Source organism: Geobacillus sp. PLS 41 (genome assembly GCF_056494105.1).
The window spans coordinates 2,703,116-2,724,851 of sequence record NZ_CM151395.1 but is presented as its reverse complement, the minus strand read 5'-3'; the positions used below and the strand labels follow the sequence as shown (position 1 = coordinate 2,724,851).

Below are 21,736 nucleotides of genomic sequence, written 5' to 3'. Positions count from 1 at the left end.
GGGGGAAGAAAATGTGAAGAGAAAATGGCTGGCGGCTCTCGCCGCGCTCTTGCTCGTGCTCGCCGGGTGCACGGGCAAATCCGACACAACGAGCGGAAAGGGCAACAATAACGAAAAACCGGCGGCTCAGAAGGAAGACATCAGCAAATTCCCGATGACGGTGAAAAACGACGGGAAAATCATCGACGGCGGCGTGTTGAAATACGGCCTTGTGTCCGATACGCCGTTTGAAGGGACGCTCAGCTATGCATTCTACACCGGAGCGCCCGACGCAGAGATTTTGCAATTTTTTGACGAGTCGCTTTTCCGGACGAACGGTGACTATGAAATTACAAATGATGGGGCTGCCACGTATGAGTTGTCGGATGATAAAAAGACGATGACAATCCATATTAAAGACAATGTGAATTGGCATGACGGCCAGCCGGTGACCGCTGAAGACTTGGAGTATGCGTATTTGGTCATCGGCCATAAAGATTACACCGGCGTCCGCTATGGCGATGCGCTCATCCAAGGGATCGTCGGGATGGAAGAATATCACAGCGGCAAAGCGGATAAAATTTCCGGCATTAAAGTCATCGACAAAAAGACGTTGACGATCACATGGAAACAGGCCAATCCGTCGGTGTTGACCGGCATTTGGGCGTATCCGCTGCCGAAGCATTACTTGAAAGACATTCCGATCAAAGACTTGGCGAAATCGGATAAAATCCGGAAAAACCCGATCGGGTTCGGTCCGTTTAAAGTGAAGAAAATCGTTCCGGGCGAGTCGGTAGAGTTTGTTCGCAATGATGACTACTGGGCTGGCAAACCGAACTTGGAAGGCGTCATTTTGAAAGTCGTCAGCCCGCAAGTCGTCCTGCAAGCGCTGAAAAAAGGCGAAATTGACGTCGCTGAGTTCCCGACTGACCAATATTTGAACGCGAAAGGGACGAAAAACATTCAGTTTATCGGTAGAGTGGATTTGGCGTACAACTATATCGGCTTTAAACTCGGCCATTGGGATGCGAAAAAGCAGGAAAACGTAATGGACAATCCGAAATTCCAAAACAAAAAACTGCGCCAAGCGATGGCGTATGCCATCAACAACCAAGAGGTGGCTGACCGCCTGTATCATGGCTTGCGCTTCCCGGCGAACACGCTCATTCCGCCGTCGTTCCCGGGCTATCATGACAGCTCCATCAAAGGATATACGTACAATCCGGAAAAAGCGAAACAATTGCTGGATGAAGCGGGATATAAAGATGTGGATGGCGATGGCCTCCGCGAAGATCCAAACGGCAAAAAATTCAAGATCAACTTCTTGGCGATGAGCGGTGGGGACATCGCTGAACCGCTGGCCAAATTTTATATGCAATGCTGGAAAGATGTGGGCCTCGATGTTCAGCTTGTAGACGGACGCTTGGCGGAGTTCAACTCCTTCTACGATATGGTCGAAAAAGACGATCCGAAAGTGGATGTCTACGCCGCCGCTTGGGCAACGGGAACGGACGTCGACCCGTACGGATTGTACGGCCGCAACGTCATGTTCAACTACTCGCGCTGGGTGAATGAGAAAAACGATGAACTGTTGGAAAAAGGCCATTCCGAACAGGCGTTTGACAAAGAATATCGTCGGAAAATTTACAGTGAATGGCAAAAGCTGATGAACGAAGAAGTGCCGGTCATCCCGACGTTGTATCGTTCGGCCATTTATGCCGTCAACAACCGCGTCGCCAACTTCACGGTCGATCCGGGCTCGAAACTGACGTGGAAAGATGTCGGCGTCACGTCCGAGCAACCGGAAGTCGAACAATGACGATTGTTGCCTTTGATGATGTATGATAAGATAGAAGATAAATTGCATACGTCTTATCAAGAGTGGGCGAGAGAACGGGCTTGATGACCCCACAGCAACCTGCCGCAGGCAAGGTGCTAACACCCGCAAAGCGGTTTCGCTTTGGATGATAAGAACGGCTCATGGCCCCTTTCGCATCATTCCGAGGCGAAGGGGGTTTTTGTCGATGGGAGGTGAAGGAGAAACAGTGGAGGAGGCGGTTTCGCTCCGCGCTTGCATGGCCGCTCATCTCCCTGCCGCAGCGTTCGCCGTTTGTGTCATGCGCTGTGTGCAGGCGGAGCTCATCCGGTTTGACCCTAAGGCGGCGGTGCATGTCGACCGTGGGGACGGATACGTTCATTTGTATGGGGAAGCGCAAGGAACAGCCTTTTCGTTGTTGTTGACCAACAGTGAGGCGGACGAATGGAAGGCGGACGGACCGTACGCCCTTGACCGCTACATATGGACAGAGCTTGGGAAAAAAGGGATTTTCCCGATGCAGATGACGCCGTATTTACAAGCAGTATGGTTAACTGAGTCATAGAAAGGAAGAGGGACGAATGGCAGTCAAAAAATTTGAACATGTCGGCATTCAAGTGAAAGACATCGAGGCATCGAAAGAGTTTTATCAAAATGTTGTCGGCTTGGAGCTGCTCGACGAAATGATTCATACGAACGGCACGATGAAATTGGCGTTTTTAGGGATTGGCGGCTCGATCATTGTCGAGCTGATCGAAGGATACAATCCGGATTTGCCGACGGAAGGAAAAGTGCACCATGTGGCGTTTACGGTGGAAGGCATTGAGCAGGAGAAAGAACGGCTTCAGTCGCTCGGTGTGCCGCTTGTGTGGGAAGAAATAACGACACTTCCGAACGGGGCCAAATATTTGTTCTTCCTCGGGCCCGACGGCGAATGGATCGAGTTTTACGAGCCTGCTCGATAAATGGCGTCACGCTAGGCGGCCAGCTGTTTGGGCCGCCTATGAATTTGCCGTCTGGCGATTGGCGCTTCGTTCCATTTTTCTTCGTATGGCCTTGCCTGCCGCTAGACAACAACCGTCCATGTAGGAGTCGTCGTCTTCTCGATTCAATGGTATACTAGAAAAAGAGAGGGGGAGGATGACGTGGAAGAAATGATCGTGCACGCGATTCAAGACGACTACCCTGATGAATTCGCCTGGTGCTACGGCTGCGGGCGTCTGAATGAACAAGGCCACCATTTCCGCACCGGGTGGCGGGGCGACAAAACGGTGACGGTGTATACGCCGCGTCCGGAACATACGGCGATTCCAGGGTTTGTGTACGGCGGGCTGATCGCCTCGCTCATTGATTGCCACGGCACCGGTTCAGCGGCGCTTGCCTTGCATCGGAAAAACGGCCATGAACCAGGGAGCGGGGAAACGCCGCCGCGCTTTGTCACTGCGTCGCTTCACGTCGATTTCGTCAAGCCGACGCCGCATGGAGTGCCGCTTGTCGCCGTCGGCACTGTGACGGAGATTCATCCGAAAAAATGGAAAGTGGACACCGAAGTGTTCGCCAACGGCGAACTGTGCGCCCGCGGGCAAGTCGTCGCCGTCGTAATGCCGAAAACGTTTGTCCGTGGGTAACAAGCAACAAAAGGCGCCGGAGAGCGGCTGTTTTTGACAGCGCTTTCTCCGGCGCTTGGCAACTGGTCGAAAACGGCTGCGCCTCACCTCGTTTCGCCATTGAGGACTGATGATGTCATGAAAAAGGCAACTCGACAACGCCTCTTCTCAAGTGGGGAAACCTTGTGAAATTGGTTCTCCTTTTTCAACAAAACCACCGATTTGGCGAACATCATCGTTTTTCGCCGGTTTTCTCGGATTCCTCTGATCATCGCTTTCCATGCGTTTCAAAACAACAACAGCAGCTGCTGTTTGGCCTCGTCGAATCCAAGGAGAACGAGCATGCGCAAAAACGCCTTTTGGAGATCCATCACCTTCACGGTTTGTCCATGATCAGCACCGACGACGTGGCGCTCGCCACCTCTTTGCCGTTTTGCCGCACGATGGCGGTTACATAGGCGACGGTTTTCCCGAACTTTTCCACCCGCGCCTCGATTTCGGCTTCTCCAGCCACCGCTGGGCGGTGAAACGTCGTCTGCAAGTTGATGGAGGCGTGCATTTGGTCATCGCGAAGCAAGGTCGTCACCGCATACGCCATGAGAATGTCCGCCGCCGCCCCGACGAACCCGCCCATAATCACCCCGTTGCCGTTGAGCAGCGATTCGCTGATCGTCCATACGCCTTTCGCATAGCCGTCTCGGGCTTCCGTCAGGCGGACGCCGAGCGTTTCGTCGCATGGGGGCGGCGCGCTTTGACCGGCGATGACAGCGTGCAAGTTGGTCATTGGCTTCATGTGGAACACCCTTTCTGTTGTCAATCATGTTTTTTTATTCGCCAAACGGCGGCGATTTCCTCTTTTCGCGTGCATGAGGAGGAGAACGGCAAAGCTGTGGCGAAAGAAACAAGCAGCTGATGATGGAAAGGAGATGGTCTCATGTATCAACCGCCAGACGCCGGCCGTTGGACGGGACGGATTGACAGCGTGAGCGATGAGCAGGCGTTTCGTCTTCATCAGCGCATTCGCTTGCTCGATTTGTCGCAGCCATTGGAGACGGTGGAACGAGCGGCGGCATTCATCGGGTTTGCGTGCGACGAAGGAGTGCGCCGCAACCAAGGCCGCCAAGGGGCGAAAGAGGCGCCGGCCGCCGTCAAAGCGGCGCTGGCCCGGCTGCCTTGGCATCTTCCGGAAGGGGTCGTTGTCTATGACGCAGGCGATGTCGTTTGCGTCGATGAACGGCTCGAACAAAGCCAGACTGAACTTGGGAAGGCGGTCGCCCGCCTGCTGAAAAACGGGATGGCGTCTATCGTGATCGGCGGCGGCCATGAGACGGCGTACGGCCATTACTTGGGCGTTCGCGAAGCGCTCGGGCCCGAAGCCCGCCTTGGCATCCTCAACATTGACGCCCATTTCGACTTGCGCCCGTACGATGACGGGCCGACGTCCGGGACGATGTTTCGGCAAATATTGGATCAAGACGAACGGGTCCGTTACTTCTGCCTCGGCATTCAGCGGCTTGGCAACACGGCGGCGCTGTTTGCGGCGGCCGAGACGTACGGCTGCCGGTACATGCTTGAAGACGAGCTGACCGCAGGGCCGATCGAGGCCGCCTATGAACAAATCGAGGAATTTGCCGCTCATCACGATGCCGTGATGTTGACCATTTGCATGGACGCCATCAGCGCGGCTGCCGCGCCGGGGGTGAGCGCGCCGTCGCCGTTTGGACTCGCTCCGTCGCTAGTGCGCGCTCTCGTCCGCCGAATCGTTTCTCATCCGAAAACGATCAGCGTCGATCTTTGCGAAGTCAATCCACTCTGGGATGAAGGCGGAAAAACGGTGGCGTTGGCCGCCGCCTTTTGCATGGAAGCGCTCCTTCATTTTCGACGCTTGCAGCCAAGGCGGTGAGAACGTGAAATTGGTCATTGCCGAACGGGACGACAAGGAACGAGAAGCGATCCGCTGGCTCGTTTCCGCGTATTCCTTGCCGATTGAGCAAGTATATACGGCGGCTACGGTCGAGGAGATGATGGCGTTTCTTGAGCGGGAGGCGCCGGAGCTATTGTACGTCGAACTGGATATGATTCCGTATGAACGATGGTCGAAGGCGACATCCCACGTCCGCTTGTTTTGCCAACGCGTGATTGCCGCAACGGCCGAGGCGACGTTTGCGCGGGCGAAACAAGCCATCGACTGGCAATGCGTCGATTTGCTTGTGAAGCCGCTTGAGCCCGCCAAGCTGAAACAAGCGTTGAGGACGGCGGTTTCGCTTTCCTCCAACAGCCGCTCGAGCCTGACAGCGGGTTTTGACGGCCATGACGACTACCGCGCATTATTTTACGATGACCCCGCCGCAGCTTCCACCCATGTATGGCTTGTGCAGGCGGAACAGCCTGCCTTGTCTCGAGAAGTGATCCGCTTTTTAACGAGCTATCCGTTTCGCGGACGGGCGCGCGTATTGCCGCTCACCCATATGGCGGTTTGCCTGCTTCCCGATTTGCCGGGCGACGGGAAAGAAGAGGCGTGGAAGCTGTTGCGCGATTGGGAAGAGGAGCATCATGAGCCGCTCGCGGTTGTCGTGATGCCGCCTGATGGTCGGAAAACGGTGCGCGGGCAATACCAAGCGGCCCGCCGGTTGCTGGAGACGACGTTTTTCATTGGCTATCGCCAAGTGATCGCTCCCGCTTCGGAATACGAACAGTGGCGTGAGCTCGATCCGTTTTTGACGCCGGAGGAGCAGCGGCAATGGATCGAGATGCTCGAGCGGTTCGACCATGAAGGGGTGAAGCGATGGCTGCGGCGCGAATTCTCCCATTGGAAGCCGCCGTTTCCGAGCCCGGAGATGGTGCGGACGCGGCTGACGAGCATCTTGGCGCAAATCCGCCGGTTTATGAAAACATACGGCCTTGACCGCGGCGGAACCGAGCGGGAGTATATGCGCATTTTTCAAGACATTTTGTACAATCCCGTCTTGTATCGCATCGTTCAAGAATTGATTTTATTTTTATATCGATTGTTCCATGAGGCCAAGCAGGCCGAGGAAGACGCGCGCGTCGACGCCGTGGAGCGCGGCCTCCGCTATATGGAGGCGCATTTTCGCGATCCGTCGCTCACGCTTGAGCGGGTCGCGGCCGCCGCCGGGCGCAGCCCCGCGTATTTCAGCCATTTGTTGTCGAAAAAGCGCGGCGTGACGTTTCGCCAGTGGCTGACCAACCGGCGGCTTGAGGAAGCGAAACGGCTGCTTCGGCAGACGGATTTGTCGATTAAAGAAATCGCCGAACAAACCGGGTTTCGCACCGCCCATTATTTGATGCGCGTCTTTAAAGCCGAACTGAACCAGACGCCGACCGCCTACCGCGATGAACAACGGCTGAAACCGTCATCACCGCGGTAGGCGGTTTTTTCAAAAGAAATGAACATATATCAAAAGAAATGGATAGATGAAGCGAAAAGAAAAAAGAAATTTCAAAAAAAATGGATCATCTTGAAAAGACGAGAATCTATCTCCATCCTCTTGGCTTCCTTACAATAAAAAGCAAAGAGGAAAAAGGAGAGGATGACGATGGCAGAAAAACGGACCGTACGCCCGTTTGCGGGCACCGAGCGGCGGGCGAAAGGATGGATTCAAGAAGCGGCGCTGCGGATGCTGAACAACAATTTGCATCCCGATGTCGCCGAGCGGCCGGATGAGTTGATCGTCTACGGCGGCATCGGCAAGGCGGCGCGCAACTGGGAATGTTACGAGGCGATTGTGGACACCCTTCTTCGTTTAGAAAACGATGAAACGTTGCTCATTCAATCCGGCAAGCCGGTGGCGGTGTTTCGCACGCATCCGGACGCCCCTCGCGTGCTGATCGCCAACTCCAACCTCGTGCCCGCATGGGCGACGTGGGACCATTTCCACGAACTTGACAAAAAAGGGTTGATCATGTACGGACAAATGACGGCCGGGAGCTGGATTTACATCGGCAGCCAAGGGATCGTCCAAGGGACGTATGAAACGTTTGCCGAAGTGGCGCGCCAGCACTTTGGCGGCACGCTGGCCGGGACGATCACGCTAACCGCCGGCCTTGGCGGCATGGGCGGGGCGCAGCCGCTCGCCGTGACGATGAACGGCGGCGTCTGCCTCGCCATCGAAGTCGATCCGGCCCGCATCCAGCGCCGCATTGACACGAATTACTTGGATACGATGACCGACAGCCTAGACGCGGCGCTCGAGATGGCGAAACAAGCGAAGGAAGAGAAAAAAAGCGCTGTCGATCGGCCTTGTCGGCAATGCGGCTGAAGTGTTGCCGCGTCTCGTCGAAATGGGCTTTGTTCCGGACGTCTTGACCGATCAAACGTCCGCCCACGATCCGTTAAACGGCTACATCCCGGCTGGCCTTACGCTTGATGAGGCCGCCGAACTCAGGGCGCGCGATCCGAAGCAGTACATCGCCCGTGCAAAACAGTCGATCGCCGCGCATGTTCGAGCGATGCTGGCGATGCAAAAGCAAGGGGCGGTGACGTTTGATTACGGCAACAACATCCGCCAAGTGGCAAAAGACGAAGGGGTGGACGACGCCTTTTCCTTCCCGGGTTTTGTGCCGGCCTACATCCGTCCGCTCTTTTGCGAAGGAAAAGGGCCGTTCCGCTGGGTGGCATTATCCGGCGACCCGGAAGACATTTATAAAACCGATGAAGTCATTTTGCGTGAATTCAGCGACAATGAGCGTCTTTGCCATTGGATTCGCATGGCGCAAAAACGCATTAAGTTCCAAGGGCTGCCGGCGCGCATTTGTTGGCTCGGCTACGGCGAGCGGGCGAAGTTCGGGAAAATCATCAACGACATGGTGGCCAAAGGCGAGCTGAAAGCGCCGATCGTCATCGGTCGCGATCATTTGGATTCGGGCTCCGTTGCTTCGCCGAACCGGGAGACGGAAGGAATGAAAGACGGAAGCGACGCCATCGCCGACTGGCCGATTTTAAACGCGCTGTTGAATGCGGTCGGCGGCGCAAGCTGGGTGTCGGTTCACCACGGCGGCGGCGTCGGCATGGGCTACTCCATTCACGCCGGCATGGTCATTGTCGCCGACGGCACGAAAGAGGCGGAAAAACGGCTGGAGCGCGTGTTGACGACCGACCCGGGGCTTGGTGTGGTCCGCCACGCCGACGCTGGGTATGAGCTCGCCATTCGGACAGCGAAAGAAAAAGGCATCGATATGCCGATGCTGAAATAGAAAGGGGAACCGCCTATGCGACCGCTCTTTGTCCGCCGCGCCCGCCAGCTCGTCACGCTGGCGGGAAGCTCCGCGGCTCCGCTTGTCAAGGAGAAGATGAGCGATCTTCACATCATCGAAAACGGCAGCGTCTGGATCGAACATGGCACGATCGTGGCGGTTGGTGCGGACGATGAACTGGCCCGCCAATTTGCCGATCGGCTCGCCGAAGCGGAAGTCATTGACGCTAAGGGCAAAACGGTGACGCCTGGGCTTGTCGATCCTCATACTCATCTCGTTTACGCCGGCAGCCGCGAACACGAATGGACGATGCGGCTCGGCGGGGCGACGTACATGGAAATCATGAACGCAGGCGGCGGCATTCATGCGACGACAAAAGCGACGCGCGAGGCGTCGGAAGAGATGTTGTATGAAGAAAGCAAGCGGCGGCTCGATCAGTTTTTGCTTCATGGGGTCACGACCGTCGAAGCAAAAAGCGGCTATGGTTTAAGCCTTGAGCACGAAATCAAGCAGCTTGAAGTCGCCAAGCGTCTCGATGACACCCACCCGGTCGATATCGTCTCCACGTTTCTTGGCGCTCATGCCGTTCCGCCGGAGTGGAAGCACGATCCGGATGAATACGTCCGCCTTGTCATCGACGAGATGATTCCCGAAGTGAGCCGGCGGGGGCTCGCCGAGTTCAACGACGTCTTTTGCGAGCGCGGCGTCTTTACCCCCGACCAGGCGCGCCTCATCCTCGAAGCAGGCAAAGAGCACGGCTTGACGCCGAAAATCCACGCCGATGAAATCGAGCCGTATGGCGGGGCGGAACTGGCAGCCGAAGTCGGCGCGATATCCGCCGACCACCTGCTTCGTGCGTCGGACGAAGGGCTTCGGCGCATGGCGGAGCGCGGCGTGATCGGCGTTCTCTTGCCGGGCACGGCATTTTTCTTAATGACAAAAGCCGCTGATGCCCGCCGTTTGATCGACGCCGGCGTTCCCGTCGCTTTGGCGACCGACTGCAACCCCGGTTCGTCGCCGACCGTCTCGCTGCCGCTTGTCATGAGCCTTGCCTGCCTGCATATGGGCATGACTCCCGCTGAAGCGATGGCCGCCGCCACGATCAATGCCGCCCACGCCATCGGCCGCGCGCATCTCGTCGGCAGCCTCGAGCCGGGGAAGAAGGCGGATTTGGTCATTTTCAATGTCCCGAATTATATGCAAATCATGTACTATTACGGCGTCAACCATGCGGAGACGGTGATCAAAGGTGGAAAGGTGGTGGTGAACGACGGCAAGGTGTACATCTGAAGGGGGAATGGTCTTCCGTCGAGGTGTTTAGCGACCGGGAGCGGTTATGCTTCCGGCCGTGCTGTCGTCTTTAGCCTGTAGAAGAACAAATGGGGGTGGAGGAAAATGAAAACGGATACAAACATGGCGCCATCCGTGCCGACACCAACGCCGGCAAGCGGGGCATGGAAGTTTTTCGTTTACAGTGCCATCGGGATTTTCGTGTTTTTCGTTCCGGTGTCAATTGGCGGCACATCATCGATTTTGCTCGATCATATTGTGACATGGATCCGCACCCAGTTTTCGGCACTTGTTCCTTATTATGCTCTTATCGTGATCGCTCTCGGTGCCGTTTATCCGTTTTACAAAAAAACGTGGAACAAAGATGCTGTGACAACCGTTTTTTCACTGTTGAAAGTTCTAGGACTGATCACGGCGGTCATGCTTGTGTTTCACATCGGTCCGTCGTGGCTGTTTCAACCGAATATGGGGCCGTTTTTGTATGACAAACTCGTCATTTCCGTCGGTCTCCTTGTGCCGATTGGCTCGGTTTTTCTCGCTCTTCTTGTTGGTTACGGGCTGCTTGAATTTGTCGGTGTGTGGATGCAACCCGTCATGCGGCCGATTTGGAAAACGCCGGGCCGCTCGGCGATTGACGCCGTCGCTTCCTTTGTCGGCAGCTACTCCATTGGGTTATTGATCACTAATAAAGTGTTCAAAGAAGGCAAATATACCGTGAAAGAAGCGGCGATCATCGCCACCGGCTTTTCCACTGTATCCGTGACATTTATGGTCGTTGTGGCGAAAACATTGGGGCTCATGCCAATCTGGAATACGTATTTTTGGGTGACATTTCTTGTCACGTTTGCCGTTACAGCGTTCACCGCTCGGATTTGGCCGCTAAGCCGCATGAGCGATGAATACTACGACGGCAAGGGGGATCCCGAGCAAAAAGTAACGGGCAACTATATGAAACAAGCTTGGGCTGAAGCGATGAGGGCGGTAGAGCAGTCAAAAGGGATTGGGACAAACATATGGGAGAACTTGCGAGATGGCTTCATCATGACGATGGGCATTTTGCCGTCCATTATGTCAGTCGGACTGATCGGGCTGTTGCTCGCTGAATATACGCCGGTGTTTGACTGGTTGGGTTACCTGTTCTATCCATTCACCCTTCTGTTGCAAATCCCTGAACCGCTGTTGGCCGCGAAAGCTTCGGCCATCGAAATCGCAGAAATGTTTTTGCCGGCCTTGCTTGTCACCGAAGCACCGCTTGTCACGAAATTCATTATTGCTGTTGTATCCGTATCAGCGATCCTATTCTTTTCCGCTGTCATTCCATGCATTTTGTCTACGGAAATCCCGCTCAGCTTGCCGCGGCTTCTTGTCATTTGGTTTGAACGCACCGTCTTAACGCTCATCCTCACCGCGCCGCTTGCATATTGGCTGCTTTGACGGGAGTGCGGCGCTTCGATGAAAACGGACATCGATGGGGCGGCTGCGATTTTCAGGTTCGCCGCCATTCCATCAACCCGACTGAGAAGTTTCAGCGCCATGAAAGCCTGTCCATCTTCCAGACAGGCTTTCACGTCGTTTCCCGTTGCTGCTTTAACAAATCGCGAATTTCTGTCAATAGCTCCTCCTCTTTCGTCAGCGTCGGTGCGGTTTCCTTCACCTCTTCCTGCTTTTTCACCCGTTCATACAGCGTGTTGATCAATTTCACAAACAGGAAAATCGAAAACGCGATGATCAAAAAATCGACGACTGTTTGGATAAACGCCCCATATTTCACTTCCGCTTTGCCGACTTTCCAAGACAAATCGCTGAAATTGATGCCGCCTAGAATCAGCCCGACAAGCGGCATGATGATGTCATTGACGAGCGAGGAAACGATTTTGCCAAACGCCCCGCCGATGATCACCCCAACGGCTAAATCGATGACATTGCCGCGGATGGCGAATTTTTTAAATTCGTTCCACATGTGAATCTCCTTTCTCGAAATGTGATCCTCTACATTATACCATAAGTTCATACGTGAAATTTTTATATCTAAATCATAGAAAATCAATCTGTTTTATATTATTATAGAGTATATTAACAATGGGGAAAGAAAAGGGGGATATGCACCATGGAAATGACTGCGCAACAAGACGTTCGCGCGAAACAGGCGGCGAACGCCCCGAAAAATCCGACGGCATGGATCATTGCAGTCTCCTGCTTCGTGTTAATCGGTGGAGCATTGTTCTTATACAGCCGTGTGTCCTGGCAACAAGCGCTGTTATATTTGTTGGGAGCGTTCGGCGGTTTTGTGCTTTATCAGGCCCATTTCGGTTTTACTTCGGCCTGGCGGAAATTCATTTTGTACCGCCAAGGGGAAGGCATTCGGGCACAGATGATCATGATGGCTGTGGCCAGCGCGTTGTTTTTGCCGTTGCTCGTGAAAGGTTCGGCGCTCGGGCACCCGGTGTCAGGGTATGTATTTGGCGTGGGGGTATCAGTCATCGTCGGCGCCTTCCTGTTTGGCATCGGCATGCAGCTTGGCGACGGCTGCGCGTCCGGGACGTTGTACCATATCGGCGGAGGCGATGCAAACGGCATCGTGACGCTCATCGGGTTCATCGCTGGCTCAGTCATTGCGACGACCCACTTTGACGTGTGGGCGAAGATGCCGCAATGGAAGCCGTTCTCGTTCATTGGCGAGTTCGGCGCCTTGGGAGGGTTTTTGCTTCAGTTGGTTTTGTTGGCAGCGGTCTACTATGTGGTGACCGTGGCGGAAAAACGGCGCTATGGCCAACTCGTTGCTACATCGCTTGAGAACCGTCATGGCTGGAAAGCGATTTACAAAGGGCCATGGTCGCTTCTGGTCGGGGCGTTGCTCTTGGCTGTAACGAACGCGCTTGTGCTGATGATTAGCGGTAAGCCGTGGGGCATTACGTCCGCCTTCGCCCTTTGGGGGGCGAAGTTCGTGCAGCTGTTTGGCGTCGATCCGACTGCTTGGGCGTACTGGCAAGATGAAGCGAAACGGCAGGCGCTCGCGAATCCACTCTACTACGATACAACGACCGTGATGGACATCAGCTTGATGGTCGGCGCCTTATTGGCGGCAGCGCTTGCGGGCCGCTATACAAAACCGATTCAGTGGAAGCGTCCGACGCGCATGACGATCGGTGCGCTGATCGGCGGCCTGATGATGGGATACGGCGCCCGGCTGGCGTTCGGCTGCAATATCGGCGCGTATTTCGGCGGCATTGCGTCATTCAGCGCCCACGGCTGGGCGTGGTTTGTCTTTGCTTTCCTCGGCAGCCTGATCGGCGTCAAACTGCGTCCGTATTGCGCGTACAAAAACTAAGTGTCCGAAAGTTGGCATCCCGTCGTTTTGACGGGGTGCCTTCTTTATGCCGTTCTTGCCAGGCGGTATGTGGTACAATGGGTGGTGAGGCTTCGAAGCGTGTAGCTGTCCGCTTTTTTGAAATCGTTTTCTCCGTTTGGAAAGAGGCGGGATCGCGCGGCTGCGATCATTGGAAGAGAGGGGGAAAGGCATGGGGAAAGCGGCCTCGATCGTCTGCATCGGCGGGGCGAATGTCGATCGGAAAGCGCGGTTGCTTGTGCCGTTTCAGCTTGGCACGTCCCATCCCGTCACCACGACGCAAACCGCGGGCGGGGTGGCGAGAAACGTGGCGGAAAACTTAGGGCGGCTTGCTCAACCTGTTTCGCTCGTCAGCGCCGTTGGCGATGATCACGATGGACAGTGGCTCATTGACGTGACGAGCCGATATGTCAATACGAGCTTCATCGTGCGAACGCCAAAAGCGAACACCGGGACGTATACAGCGGTGCTCGATGAACGCGGCGAGATGGTTCTCGCCTTGGCGGGTATGGCCATTTATCATCCTGAACCGAGAAGACCCCCACTTCCACGTGTGAGCGTAAGTGGGGGATGAATCGGTATTTGTCATCGCTCTTCCTCTTGCCTTAACAAAACAGAAGGTGTAAATGGGAGAGCGTTCAAGATACAGTGGGAAACGAGTGGATGAAGCAGCGATGGTTGAAATTCGGTCCGATTTCCACTGTCGTGCTCGATACGAATTTTCCGCCTGATGTCATCTCATGGGTGATCGAGCAGTGCCGCCAAGACCGCCTTCCGCTTTGCGTCGTGACTGTGTCCGTGCCCAAAGTGAAGCGGTTGCCGACGGTTCTTTCCGGTGTCACTTGGCTTGTCACGAATCAGGCGGAGGCCATGGCGCTTGCGGGGAAACGCCGCCTTGATGATGCGATCGAATCGCTTTTTCGTTTGGGAGTGGAAAATGTCATCATCACGCGCGGGGCTGAGGGCGTCGCGTACGCCACCAAGCAAGGGGAAACAGGAGCGATTGCGGCGCCGAAGGTTGAGGTCACCGACGCCACCGGAGCGGGCGACGCCTTTGCGGCTGGATTTTTGTACGGCGTCTTAGGCGGACATACGGTGGAAGACGCCTGCCGCTTTGGGATGAGCAGCGCGGCGCTTACGCTGCAAACGGCCGAAACGGTGCATCCCGCTTTGAATGAACACCTGTTGCAAGCCGCCTATGCGCGGTATTTTTGCGAAGGGGGAACGAAGTGATATGAATGATTTTCTCGTCTTTTCCGAAGAAGTCGCTCAAGCGAAGGCCGAAAAAAAGCCGATTGTCGCTTTAGAATCAACGATCATCTCGCATGGCATGCCGTATCCGGAAAACGTGCAGACGGCGAAAGACGTCGAGCGGATCATCCGCGACCGCGGCGCCGTGCCGGCGACGATCGCGATTTTTAATGGAAAAATTAAAATTGGATTGACAGAAGGGGAACTTGAACAGCTCGGGACAAGCCACGATGTAGAAAAAGTGAGCCGCCGCGACTTGCCGTATGTCGTCGCCATGAAGAAACACGGGGCGACGACCGTGGCGGGGACGATGATTTGCGCTGAGATGGCGGGCATCCGCGTATTTGCGACCGGCGGCATCGGCGGCGTGCACCGCGGCGCCGAACAGACGATGGACATCTCGGCTGACTTGCAGGAACTGGCGCGCACAAATGTCGCGGTCGTCTGCGCCGGGGCGAAATCAATTTTGGATTTAGGCTTGACGCTTGAATACCTCGAGACGCACGGCGTTCCGGTCATCGGCTATCAGACGGACGTCCTGCCGGCGTTCTATTCGCGGACGAGCCCGTTTCGCGTCGACTATCGCCTCGACAGCGCCAAAGAGATCGCCCAGTTCCTCGAAACGAAATGGAAGCTTGGGTTAAACGGCGGTGTTGTGATCGCCAATCCCGTCCCAAAAGAAGAGGAGCTCGAGGAGTCGTATATCACCGCCATCATCGAACAAGCGCTCAAGGAAGCAGAAAAGCAGCACATCACCGGAAAATCGGTCACCCCGTTTTTGCTTGACCGTGTGAAAACGTTAACCGGAGGCAAAAGCTTGCAAGCAAACATCGCCTTAGTGAAAAACAACGCCGCCTTGGCGGCCGACCTTGCCCGAGAGCTTTCTTGATGCGAACGCCCCCGCCCTTCCATCAGGGCGGGGGCATGATGGCAGTGGAGGATTTATCGAGCGTGAAGCAAATGGCGGATTTTTCGATCGTGCTGGGCGATTTTGACGGAGTGGAAGTCGACCGTTTCTTGTGTTTCAACTAGTTCGACGCGGATGTGGCCGAGTTTCGCTTCGAGCCGTTCGAACCGTTCATTCACGGTGCGCTCCAACTGGGCGATCTGCCGCTCAAACCGTCCATCCATCTCCTCGATGCGTCCGTCCATTCCTTCCACACGTCCATTCATTCCTTCCATGCGCTTGTCCATGTCTTCGATGCGCTTGTCCATGTCTTCGATGCGTTTGTTCATCGTGTTCGTTTGTTCGCTCAACGCTTGGACTTGGCGTTGAAGCGAGTCGAATTTCTCATGGAGCGCTTCGAACTGCTTGCGCATATCGGACGCGTACAAGTCAAGCACTTGCAAAATTTGCGCCAATATCGTTTTTTCTTCCACCCTCTTCACCTCCTTCCACTTCTAGTATATCAAACAAGCGAGTTTGCGAGAAGGAAAAACGGTTTCAAATCAAGCGGATTTTGTCTATGATAGAGGAGGAGATGCTGTGATGTTTGAAATGACCAAGAGCTCCTTTGGCTGCCCATTTCCATCGCATCGGCCGCTGCTTGTGTTCCATGTATGAAGGAAGAACCCGCAAGCCCGTCGCGAGGAGGTTGAATGTCGATATTCTGTCAGCGACGGGGGTGAAATTTCAGAAAAAAGAAGGTGTGATCATGTCCTTTATTCAAACAATCGAGCCGCATTTGTTTAGCGACCATCCTGTCCTCCGCCAGTTTGCGTTTGACGCAATCGAAGAGTATCCGGATATTCCAGCCGCGCTTGTGGAGCGTTTGGTGGATGAGGCTGTAACGGCGGACAACGAAGAAACACGGAGGATGATTTTGCACGGCATCTCCAAACAGCCGTTGACCGACCGAGCGCTTGAGCAGTTGTTGAGCATGAAAGATGCAGCGAAGTACATCCGTTGGTTTTTCCCGTTTCCAGCCGCCCAGCTCGAAAAATACGGAGAACAGCTGCTCCCTCACTTCCCGCGGTCTTGGCAGCGAGCTGTCCGCCTTGCTTTAGAAGGAACGGAAGATGACGTATGGGAACACTATTTTTCAGTGCTTTCGCATTTGCACGAGGAAGAGTTTCACAATCACGATTGGTTTTTAGTAGCCAAGCAAGCCGTGCGCATTCTCGTTGAACGCGGATGGATGACGAAGGAAGATATCGGTCTGACATGGATGAAAAACGAGCAACAGCCTTGGTTTTCGTATGACGGCATTTTGGCGGTGTATGCGGTCTCGCTCGTCGGCGCCGCTGAATATATTCCCCGCCTCGCCCGACTGTTGGAACAACAAGACGGTGATGTGCTTGTTGATCAAGCCGTTTCCACCTTATCGATGTTCCAACGTGAAGAAACGATCGAAGCGGTGCGCCCATATGCGTTTCAGGAAGACACGGCGCTGTCCGCTATTCATGTGCTCGCCAACATCAAATCTAAACAGGCCGTGCGTGTATTGCGAGAAGTCTTTTCCAAACAGCGCGATGATGACCTCCAAGCATTTTGCTTTGAGGCGCTTTGCCATCAGCTGGATAAAGAGGCGCTCCCAGAAGTAGAGCAGTATGTAAAAAGAGCGGAAAAACGAGGGCGTTCTTGGATGATTGATGTCGAACAGAACGCGTACGCCTATTATACGATTCTAGAGATCGATCACCCGAAGCTGGAAACGTGGAAAGCCATTGCCGAGCAGCGGTATCGCCATTTTCAAGCCGTGCTGCAAACACCTCCGCGGCCGACCAACATCCCATACCGCCGAAAAGAGCGAAAAATCGGCCGTAACGACCCATGTCCGTGCGGCAGCGGGAAAAAGTATAAAAAGTGCTGTGGCAAATGAGAACGCTGCTTTGTCTCAAAGAAACGGCCCGTCCCCACGCGGTGGCGTCGGAGGCGGGCCTTTTAAAAAGACACAGCCATGAGGCTTAAGCTTCCATATTGATATTCTCGGAACAACACGCGCGGCGCTTGGTCGCGATCGCCTGCGCCGTAAGCGATCCAATACGGCGCGAGGTGTTCGGGGGTCGGTACGGCCTGCTTGGCGTAAGGTGCTTTTTCTTCATAATGGAATACATCCTCACTGCGGGCGGCTGACTCGCGCAACAGCCAGTCATCAAAAGCGGCCGCCCAGCTTTCTGCCTCCGCATGCCCTTCCCAACGGAGCGCCATCAAATTGTGCACCGTCCCGCCGCTGCCGATGACCATCAATCCTTCGTCACGCAATGGACGCAGCGCCTCACCAAGCTGGAACAATTGCTTCGGCGTCCACCACGGCACGACCGACGCTTGCACAATCGGGATGTCAGCGTTGGGAAATAGGCGGTGCAACAACACCCAAGAACCGTGATCCAGCCCGCGCGTGGAATCAACGGCCACTTCCGCCACACCAGCGAGACGCTCGCGCACGCGCTCCGCCCACTCGACCGACCCGCGCGCCGGATAAACCACTTCATACAGCTCGCGCGGAAACCCGGAAAAATCATAAATCATGTCATACGTCCCCTCAACCGCCGAAACCGTCGGTTGGCGCGTCATCCAATGCGCTGTAAAGATGACGACCGCCTGCGGGCGAATTCCTTCCCCAAGCTTTTTCAAAAACGCCGTATACGCATTGTCTTCGATCGCCAACATCGGCGAACCGTGGGCGAGAAACAGGGCAGGGGGGTTCATCGTTCCATTCCTCCCTTGAGTCATATTGACAGATCAACACTTTGCGGCCTGATGCCGCCTCTAGAAGGTTGGTGAAAAACCACTGTTTGACTTGATCGATGATTGAACGCGCGAACATAGAGGCTGATGCAACAAGTTTTTTCTACTTGAGAACCGATTTCCAGAAGCGGTTGCGCAAGTAAATCACCAACCTCCTAGAGAGCTGGTGAAAAATTTGTTTTTTGCTTGAACCGGTGGCAGTTCATCAGAAAGGGGGACAGATCTGACAAGGCTTCCCTAATTGAAAAAAATAATGGGGATGAGCCGCCTTTTTCATTCCTCGTCGGCCTTTCTAGACGATTCGACGAAAAACGGTGTATGGGCCGCTTCCCTTGCCAATCCCCTTACCCTTAGTGTAGCATAAGCATCCTTTGCCATTCTATGCACTTGCAAAACTTTTCCTTGTCCATTTAACCTTTTAAAACAGCAAAAAATCAGTTATAATATACCCGTCTGACACGCCATAAACGGTATGCATCAACAAACATGACTAGAGCCTGCCCCCAGTTCACTGGCAACCAAACAATGAACATATTCTCAAACTGGCCGCGCGTTTGATCGGTTGCACAGCGCCAAAGGCAAGGAGCGGTCTCGTTTCGATGTTTTTCCTCAAAAAACCAGGAACGGATCAAACAATCGGAATTCTCGACGTCTCGAGGGGATGGAGTCTCTCCCCTAGCCGTCCCAGCGCTTAGGTGTACATTCTTATCATGGCCCCGTAGCTCAGTGGATAGAGCGTCGGTTTCCTAAACCGTGCGTCGGAGGTTCGAATCCTCTCGGGGCCGTTCCAACGATCCGACTAGTTCGGATTAAAATTCTTAAACCCCTTGATACGACTGCGTTTGCAGTCATTTTCTATTTTTTTGGAATCCGAAAAAATACGATAGAATTTGAAAAAATTTTGCACGAATTTTGCACGGCTATTTGGCATGATGCAGTTCCTCCATTGCCAGATCAACTTGGCGGAATCCTTTTTGCTTCATTCCCTTCTATTCTAGAAACAGTCAAGTACCACTTTTGGCGAAGATCCAAAATGACATGTATAAGATAAAACGGGTTTGGTGTATGCACATCGGATTTTGCACGATTTAGACGTCGAGTTAAATGGAACTCAAACACATAAATTCAGGATGAGTTCATACGATCACGGTGGAGAAAATCGTCCAAAGCTATGGGAATATATAAAAAAATGGTCGAGAGCGACCGACGATATTGGAATAAACGAAAGGGATAAGAGGCGGCAATCAAAGACATCATTGTTACGCTTGCGGCTTTGGCGGCGCTAATCAAAAATGTCCTCGACATCCTAGACTGGTTCGACCGCCGCCGCAAGCGACAGTAAGCGGACGAGGGGGTGGGGTTCTCCCCAACCTCACCCTCTCACAACTATTATATCCGTTCTTCCACACAAATTCCATATGAAATGGTTGAAAAAGACAGATGCAACAGACTGGTTTTTCCTTATGCTGTATCTCTCCTGGCTTAGTGAAATTGATTTTGATGACATGACGTTTTTAAGATGGATCACATTGGGATTAGGGATCGTCTGGATCGTGATCGTCGTCATCAAATACAAACTGAAATTCGAAGGGGATGAATGATGGAGTATCATTTAAAAAATCGGAAAGAGGTAGAGGACTTCATTCGAAATGAAGTCCTCACGACTTCTGAAGTAGTTGAAATTCTTGGTGTCACACGTCAAAGAGTGAGTCAGATGATTGCGGGCGGCAAGTTAAATCCGATCAAAAAGCTACGCGGCGACAGTTTGTTTTTAAGAAGCGACATCGAGGAAAAGAAAAAAGAATTGGAGGCGTTGCGCAAGAAATACCGGCCGTATGATATGGAATGATGATTACGAATCTCCACCTTTAGAGTGGGGATTTTTTTATTTTAATACAAAATTCGACAATCTTTTTGATCAAAATTGATTACTATTGAAATTAATGGATAAAGCTTTGAAATGGGGGGCTCAATGATGTACGTTGTAGATGGGACTAGCAGAATCATCTATTATCCATCAAATTATACAAATTATCTATGGAGTGGGCAAACGCTGAAAAGAGGTGATCGAAATGATTATGTGAAGACATTGCAATCTTGGCTTTATAAAGCCGGATTTAATCCCGGGGGAATTGATGGAGTTTACGGAGCAAATACAGAGAAGGCTGTGAAGGAATTTCAGAAGAAGGTTGGAATCACGGCCGATGGAATTGCGGGGAAACAAACGTACCAAGCTCTACAAGAGTATGTGAGAACACAAACAACAGTGTCCCGATCAAACTCATCAGGTAGCGATGATCGTTGGACAGGTCAGACGCTTAGGGAAGGAGATCGGGGACAAGCCGTAAAAGATTTGCAGGCTAAGCTTCAACGATTGGGGTATAACGTCGGAGCTGTTGATGGTATTTACGGTAAACAAACAGCAGAGGCAGTGAAAAGCTTTCAAAAAGCGCATGGGTTGACAGCGGATGGCTTGGCGGGAAAAAGCACTTATCATGCTATCGAGCACGCCATGCAGCAAAAAATTTATTATAATCAAAAAACGATTGTTGAGAATAAGTATAAAGCATTGGAAAACAAGGTTCATTCTAAAGATTCTACATGGGAAGAAGTGGTGAAATCTTTAAAAGAAATTGCTAAATTAGGATTTGATTTCATCATTGGTGATGATATTAAAACTTTATTGGATGGCAATGCTAGTACAATAGATAAATTGATTGCTTCCCTAAGCTTTATTCCAGGTGGTAAAGTTGTAAATGAGGGTGTTAAACTGAGTAAAATGGGGAGTAAAGTATTGTTGAGGCTTGATTTGCAATTTTTTGCTAGAGAAGCAGTACATTCTGTTATTAGATCTTTACCGGAAAATCCTAAAGATTTATTGAAGAGGGGATGGCAGGATGTAACTGATCCAAGAATGAAAGCAAATACTAAAATGAGAGAATATAAAGACCCTGTAACGGGTCTAAAAGTTAGATTTGACCCAGCAACGCCAGGAGCAAGTGGTTATGAAGGGAAAGATCATTATCATATATATAATCCTAATGCCACAGGAAAAAATGATATGTATTTGGACATAAATGGTAACCCGGTGGCAAAGGGATCAAAAGCTTCGCATATTGTGATTAATAGGGGGAAGAAATGATGAGAATATCTGATTTTCTTAAAAGATATAATTTACATGGGAGTTTAATTAATAATGTGGAATATGATTCCACTACAAAAAGAGTATCTATTGAAACTGAGTTATGTAAATGGCAGCAATTTGATTATGACGAAACTAAAGATCCTGAAATGATTGAGGGATTCATTGTTTTTGAAGATGTAACATATTTTGAAACAGATTGCGTTAAAGACTTTGATGCTGATGAAATATTGGAAGCGGTGCTTATTTCCGAAACTCCATCGCTTGAAAAAGTTAAAATAGTAACCGATGGGGTGAACATCATCATTATTGAGGCAGGGAATGTAGAGTGGCACTCACTTTGAGTTCAATGCTTGAGGAAAAGAACATTAAAATGTATACAGCGCATACAGTTGTATCG

Annotated in this window: 20 protein-coding genes, 1 tRNA gene, 1 pseudogene and 1 riboswitch; of the genes and pseudogenes, 18 read left to right on the top strand and 4 right to left on the bottom strand. The window is 52.7% G+C overall.

Going from position 1 to position 21,736, the window contains the following annotated elements; all coding sequences use genetic code 11:
* Positions 1 to 13: 13 nt before the first annotated feature.
* The 4 genes from opp4A to ACVX3G_RS13585 all read left to right on the top strand — a co-directional run bounded on the left by opp4A (position 14) and on the right by ACVX3G_RS13585 (position 3,423).
* Positions 14 to 1,798: an oligopeptide ABC transporter substrate-binding protein gene (gene opp4A, locus ACVX3G_RS13600; RefSeq protein ID WP_020279677.1), complete on the top strand. Its 1,785-nt coding sequence runs from the start codon at positions 14 to 16 to the stop codon at positions 1,796 to 1,798.
* Positions 1,799 to 1,848: 50 nt separating this feature from the next.
* Positions 1,849 to 1,953: riboswitch (SAM riboswitch) on the top strand.
* Between the two features lie 50 nt (positions 1,954 to 2,003).
* Complete coding sequence (locus tag ACVX3G_RS13595) at positions 2,004 to 2,360, top strand: hypothetical protein (RefSeq protein ID WP_014195528.1); 357 nt, start codon at positions 2,004 to 2,006, stop codon at positions 2,358 to 2,360.
* A gap of 16 nt (positions 2,361 to 2,376) precedes the next feature.
* On the top strand, positions 2,377 to 2,760 hold the full coding sequence (locus tag ACVX3G_RS13590) for a VOC family protein (RefSeq protein ID WP_014195529.1): 384 nt from the start codon (positions 2,377 to 2,379) through the stop codon (positions 2,758 to 2,760).
* Positions 2,761 to 2,940: 180 nt separating this feature from the next.
* Complete coding sequence (locus ACVX3G_RS13585) at positions 2,941 to 3,423, top strand: PaaI family thioesterase (RefSeq protein ID WP_013523474.1); 483 nt, start codon at positions 2,941 to 2,943, stop codon at positions 3,421 to 3,423.
* A gap of 355 nt (positions 3,424 to 3,778) precedes the next feature.
* On the opposite strand, the gene ACVX3G_RS13580 is transcribed toward ACVX3G_RS13585, so the two are convergent.
* On the bottom strand, positions 3,779 to 4,195 hold the full coding sequence (locus ACVX3G_RS13580; RefSeq protein WP_021321290.1) for a PaaI family thioesterase: 417 nt from the start codon (positions 4,193 to 4,195) through the stop codon (positions 3,779 to 3,781).
* Positions 4,196 to 4,336: 141 nt separating this feature from the next.
* Between ACVX3G_RS13580 and hutG the strand changes: the two genes are divergently transcribed.
* From hutG to ACVX3G_RS13555, 5 genes and pseudogenes are all read left to right on the top strand, one after another.
* Positions 4,337 to 5,305 (top strand): formimidoylglutamase, encoded by a 969-nt coding sequence (gene hutG, locus ACVX3G_RS13575; protein WP_014195533.1) that lies wholly within the window; start codon positions 4,337 to 4,339, stop codon positions 5,303 to 5,305.
* Positions 5,306 to 5,309: 4 nt separating this feature from the next.
* Positions 5,310 to 6,791 (top strand): helix-turn-helix domain-containing protein, encoded by a 1,482-nt coding sequence (locus ACVX3G_RS13570; RefSeq protein WP_014195534.1) that lies wholly within the window; start codon positions 5,310 to 5,312, stop codon positions 6,789 to 6,791.
* Between the two features lie 168 nt (positions 6,792 to 6,959).
* A pseudogene (hutU, locus tag ACVX3G_RS13565) lies at positions 6,960 to 8,616 on the top strand (urocanate hydratase).
* A 15-nt stretch (positions 8,617 to 8,631) separates the two neighbouring features.
* Positions 8,632 to 9,906, top strand: coding sequence for an imidazolonepropionase (gene hutI / locus ACVX3G_RS13560; RefSeq protein WP_014195537.1), 1,275 nt, complete (start codon positions 8,632 to 8,634; stop codon positions 9,904 to 9,906).
* Positions 9,907 to 10,011: 105 nt separating this feature from the next.
* Positions 10,012 to 11,340 (top strand): YjiH family protein, encoded by a 1,329-nt coding sequence (locus ACVX3G_RS13555; RefSeq protein WP_014195538.1) that lies wholly within the window; start codon positions 10,012 to 10,014, stop codon positions 11,338 to 11,340.
* Positions 11,341 to 11,470: 130 nt separating this feature from the next.
* On the opposite strand, the gene mscL is transcribed toward ACVX3G_RS13555, so the two are convergent.
* On the bottom strand, positions 11,471 to 11,866 hold the full coding sequence (gene mscL, locus ACVX3G_RS13550; protein WP_011230867.1) for a large conductance mechanosensitive channel protein MscL: 396 nt from the start codon (positions 11,864 to 11,866) through the stop codon (positions 11,471 to 11,473).
* A gap of 147 nt (positions 11,867 to 12,013) precedes the next feature.
* Between mscL and ACVX3G_RS13545 the strand changes: the two genes are divergently transcribed.
* The 4 genes from ACVX3G_RS13545 to ACVX3G_RS13530 all read left to right on the top strand — a co-directional run bounded on the left by ACVX3G_RS13545 (position 12,014) and on the right by ACVX3G_RS13530 (position 15,392).
* Entirely contained in the window at positions 12,014 to 13,234 is a 1,221-nt protein-coding gene (locus tag ACVX3G_RS13545) for a YeeE/YedE family protein (protein WP_011230868.1), read from the top strand.
* A gap of 190 nt (positions 13,235 to 13,424) precedes the next feature.
* Complete coding sequence (locus tag ACVX3G_RS13540) at positions 13,425 to 13,826, top strand: PfkB family carbohydrate kinase (protein ID WP_021321286.1); 402 nt, start codon at positions 13,425 to 13,427, stop codon at positions 13,824 to 13,826.
* A gap of 89 nt (positions 13,827 to 13,915) precedes the next feature.
* Complete coding sequence (locus ACVX3G_RS13535; protein WP_223812616.1) at positions 13,916 to 14,485, top strand: carbohydrate kinase family protein; 570 nt, start codon at positions 13,916 to 13,918, stop codon at positions 14,483 to 14,485.
* 1 nt (position 14,486) lies between these two features.
* Positions 14,487 to 15,392 (top strand): pseudouridine-5'-phosphate glycosidase, encoded by a 906-nt coding sequence (locus ACVX3G_RS13530; protein WP_021321284.1) that lies wholly within the window; start codon positions 14,487 to 14,489, stop codon positions 15,390 to 15,392.
* 53 nt (positions 15,393 to 15,445) lie between these two features.
* On the opposite strand, the gene ACVX3G_RS13525 is transcribed toward ACVX3G_RS13530, so the two are convergent.
* Complete coding sequence (locus tag ACVX3G_RS13525) at positions 15,446 to 15,883, bottom strand: hypothetical protein (RefSeq protein WP_021321283.1); 438 nt, start codon at positions 15,881 to 15,883, stop codon at positions 15,446 to 15,448.
* 275 nt (positions 15,884 to 16,158) lie between these two features.
* On the opposite strand from ACVX3G_RS13525, the gene ACVX3G_RS13520 reads away from it, so the two are divergent.
* Positions 16,159 to 17,325 (top strand): HEAT repeat domain-containing protein, encoded by a 1,167-nt coding sequence (locus tag ACVX3G_RS13520; RefSeq protein WP_031205493.1) that lies wholly within the window; start codon positions 16,159 to 16,161, stop codon positions 17,323 to 17,325.
* A 62-nt stretch (positions 17,326 to 17,387) separates the two neighbouring features.
* On the opposite strand, the gene ACVX3G_RS13515 is transcribed toward ACVX3G_RS13520, so the two are convergent.
* Positions 17,388 to 18,155 carry a DODA-type extradiol aromatic ring-opening family dioxygenase gene (locus tag ACVX3G_RS13515; protein ID WP_014195545.1) on the bottom strand — a complete coding sequence of 256 codons (768 nt, stop codon included), beginning with the start codon at positions 18,153 to 18,155 and terminating at the stop codon, positions 17,388 to 17,390.
* 751 nt (positions 18,156 to 18,906) lie between these two features.
* Here ACVX3G_RS13515 and ACVX3G_RS13510 point away from each other — a divergent pair.
* The 4 genes from ACVX3G_RS13510 (at position 18,907) to ACVX3G_RS13495 (ending at position 21,680) form a co-directional block, all read left to right on the top strand.
* Positions 18,907 to 18,979: transfer RNA gene (locus ACVX3G_RS13510), tRNA-Arg, on the top strand.
* A gap of 815 nt (positions 18,980 to 19,794) precedes the next feature.
* Positions 19,795 to 20,043 carry a helix-turn-helix domain-containing protein gene (locus ACVX3G_RS13505; RefSeq protein WP_025039192.1) on the top strand — a complete coding sequence of 83 codons (249 nt, stop codon included), beginning with the start codon at positions 19,795 to 19,797 and terminating at the stop codon, positions 20,041 to 20,043.
* A gap of 126 nt (positions 20,044 to 20,169) precedes the next feature.
* Positions 20,170 to 21,336, top strand: a complete 1,167-nt coding sequence (locus ACVX3G_RS13500) for a peptidoglycan-binding domain-containing protein (protein WP_269208237.1) — start codon at positions 20,170 to 20,172, stop codon at positions 21,334 to 21,336.
* Positions 21,336 to 21,680 carry a hypothetical protein gene (locus ACVX3G_RS13495; protein ID WP_230581431.1) on the top strand — a complete coding sequence of 115 codons (345 nt, stop codon included), beginning with the start codon at positions 21,336 to 21,338 and terminating at the stop codon, positions 21,678 to 21,680. The genes ACVX3G_RS13500 and ACVX3G_RS13495 overlap by 1 nt, the downstream gene beginning before the upstream one ends.
* Positions 21,681 to 21,736: the final 56 nt, after the last annotated feature.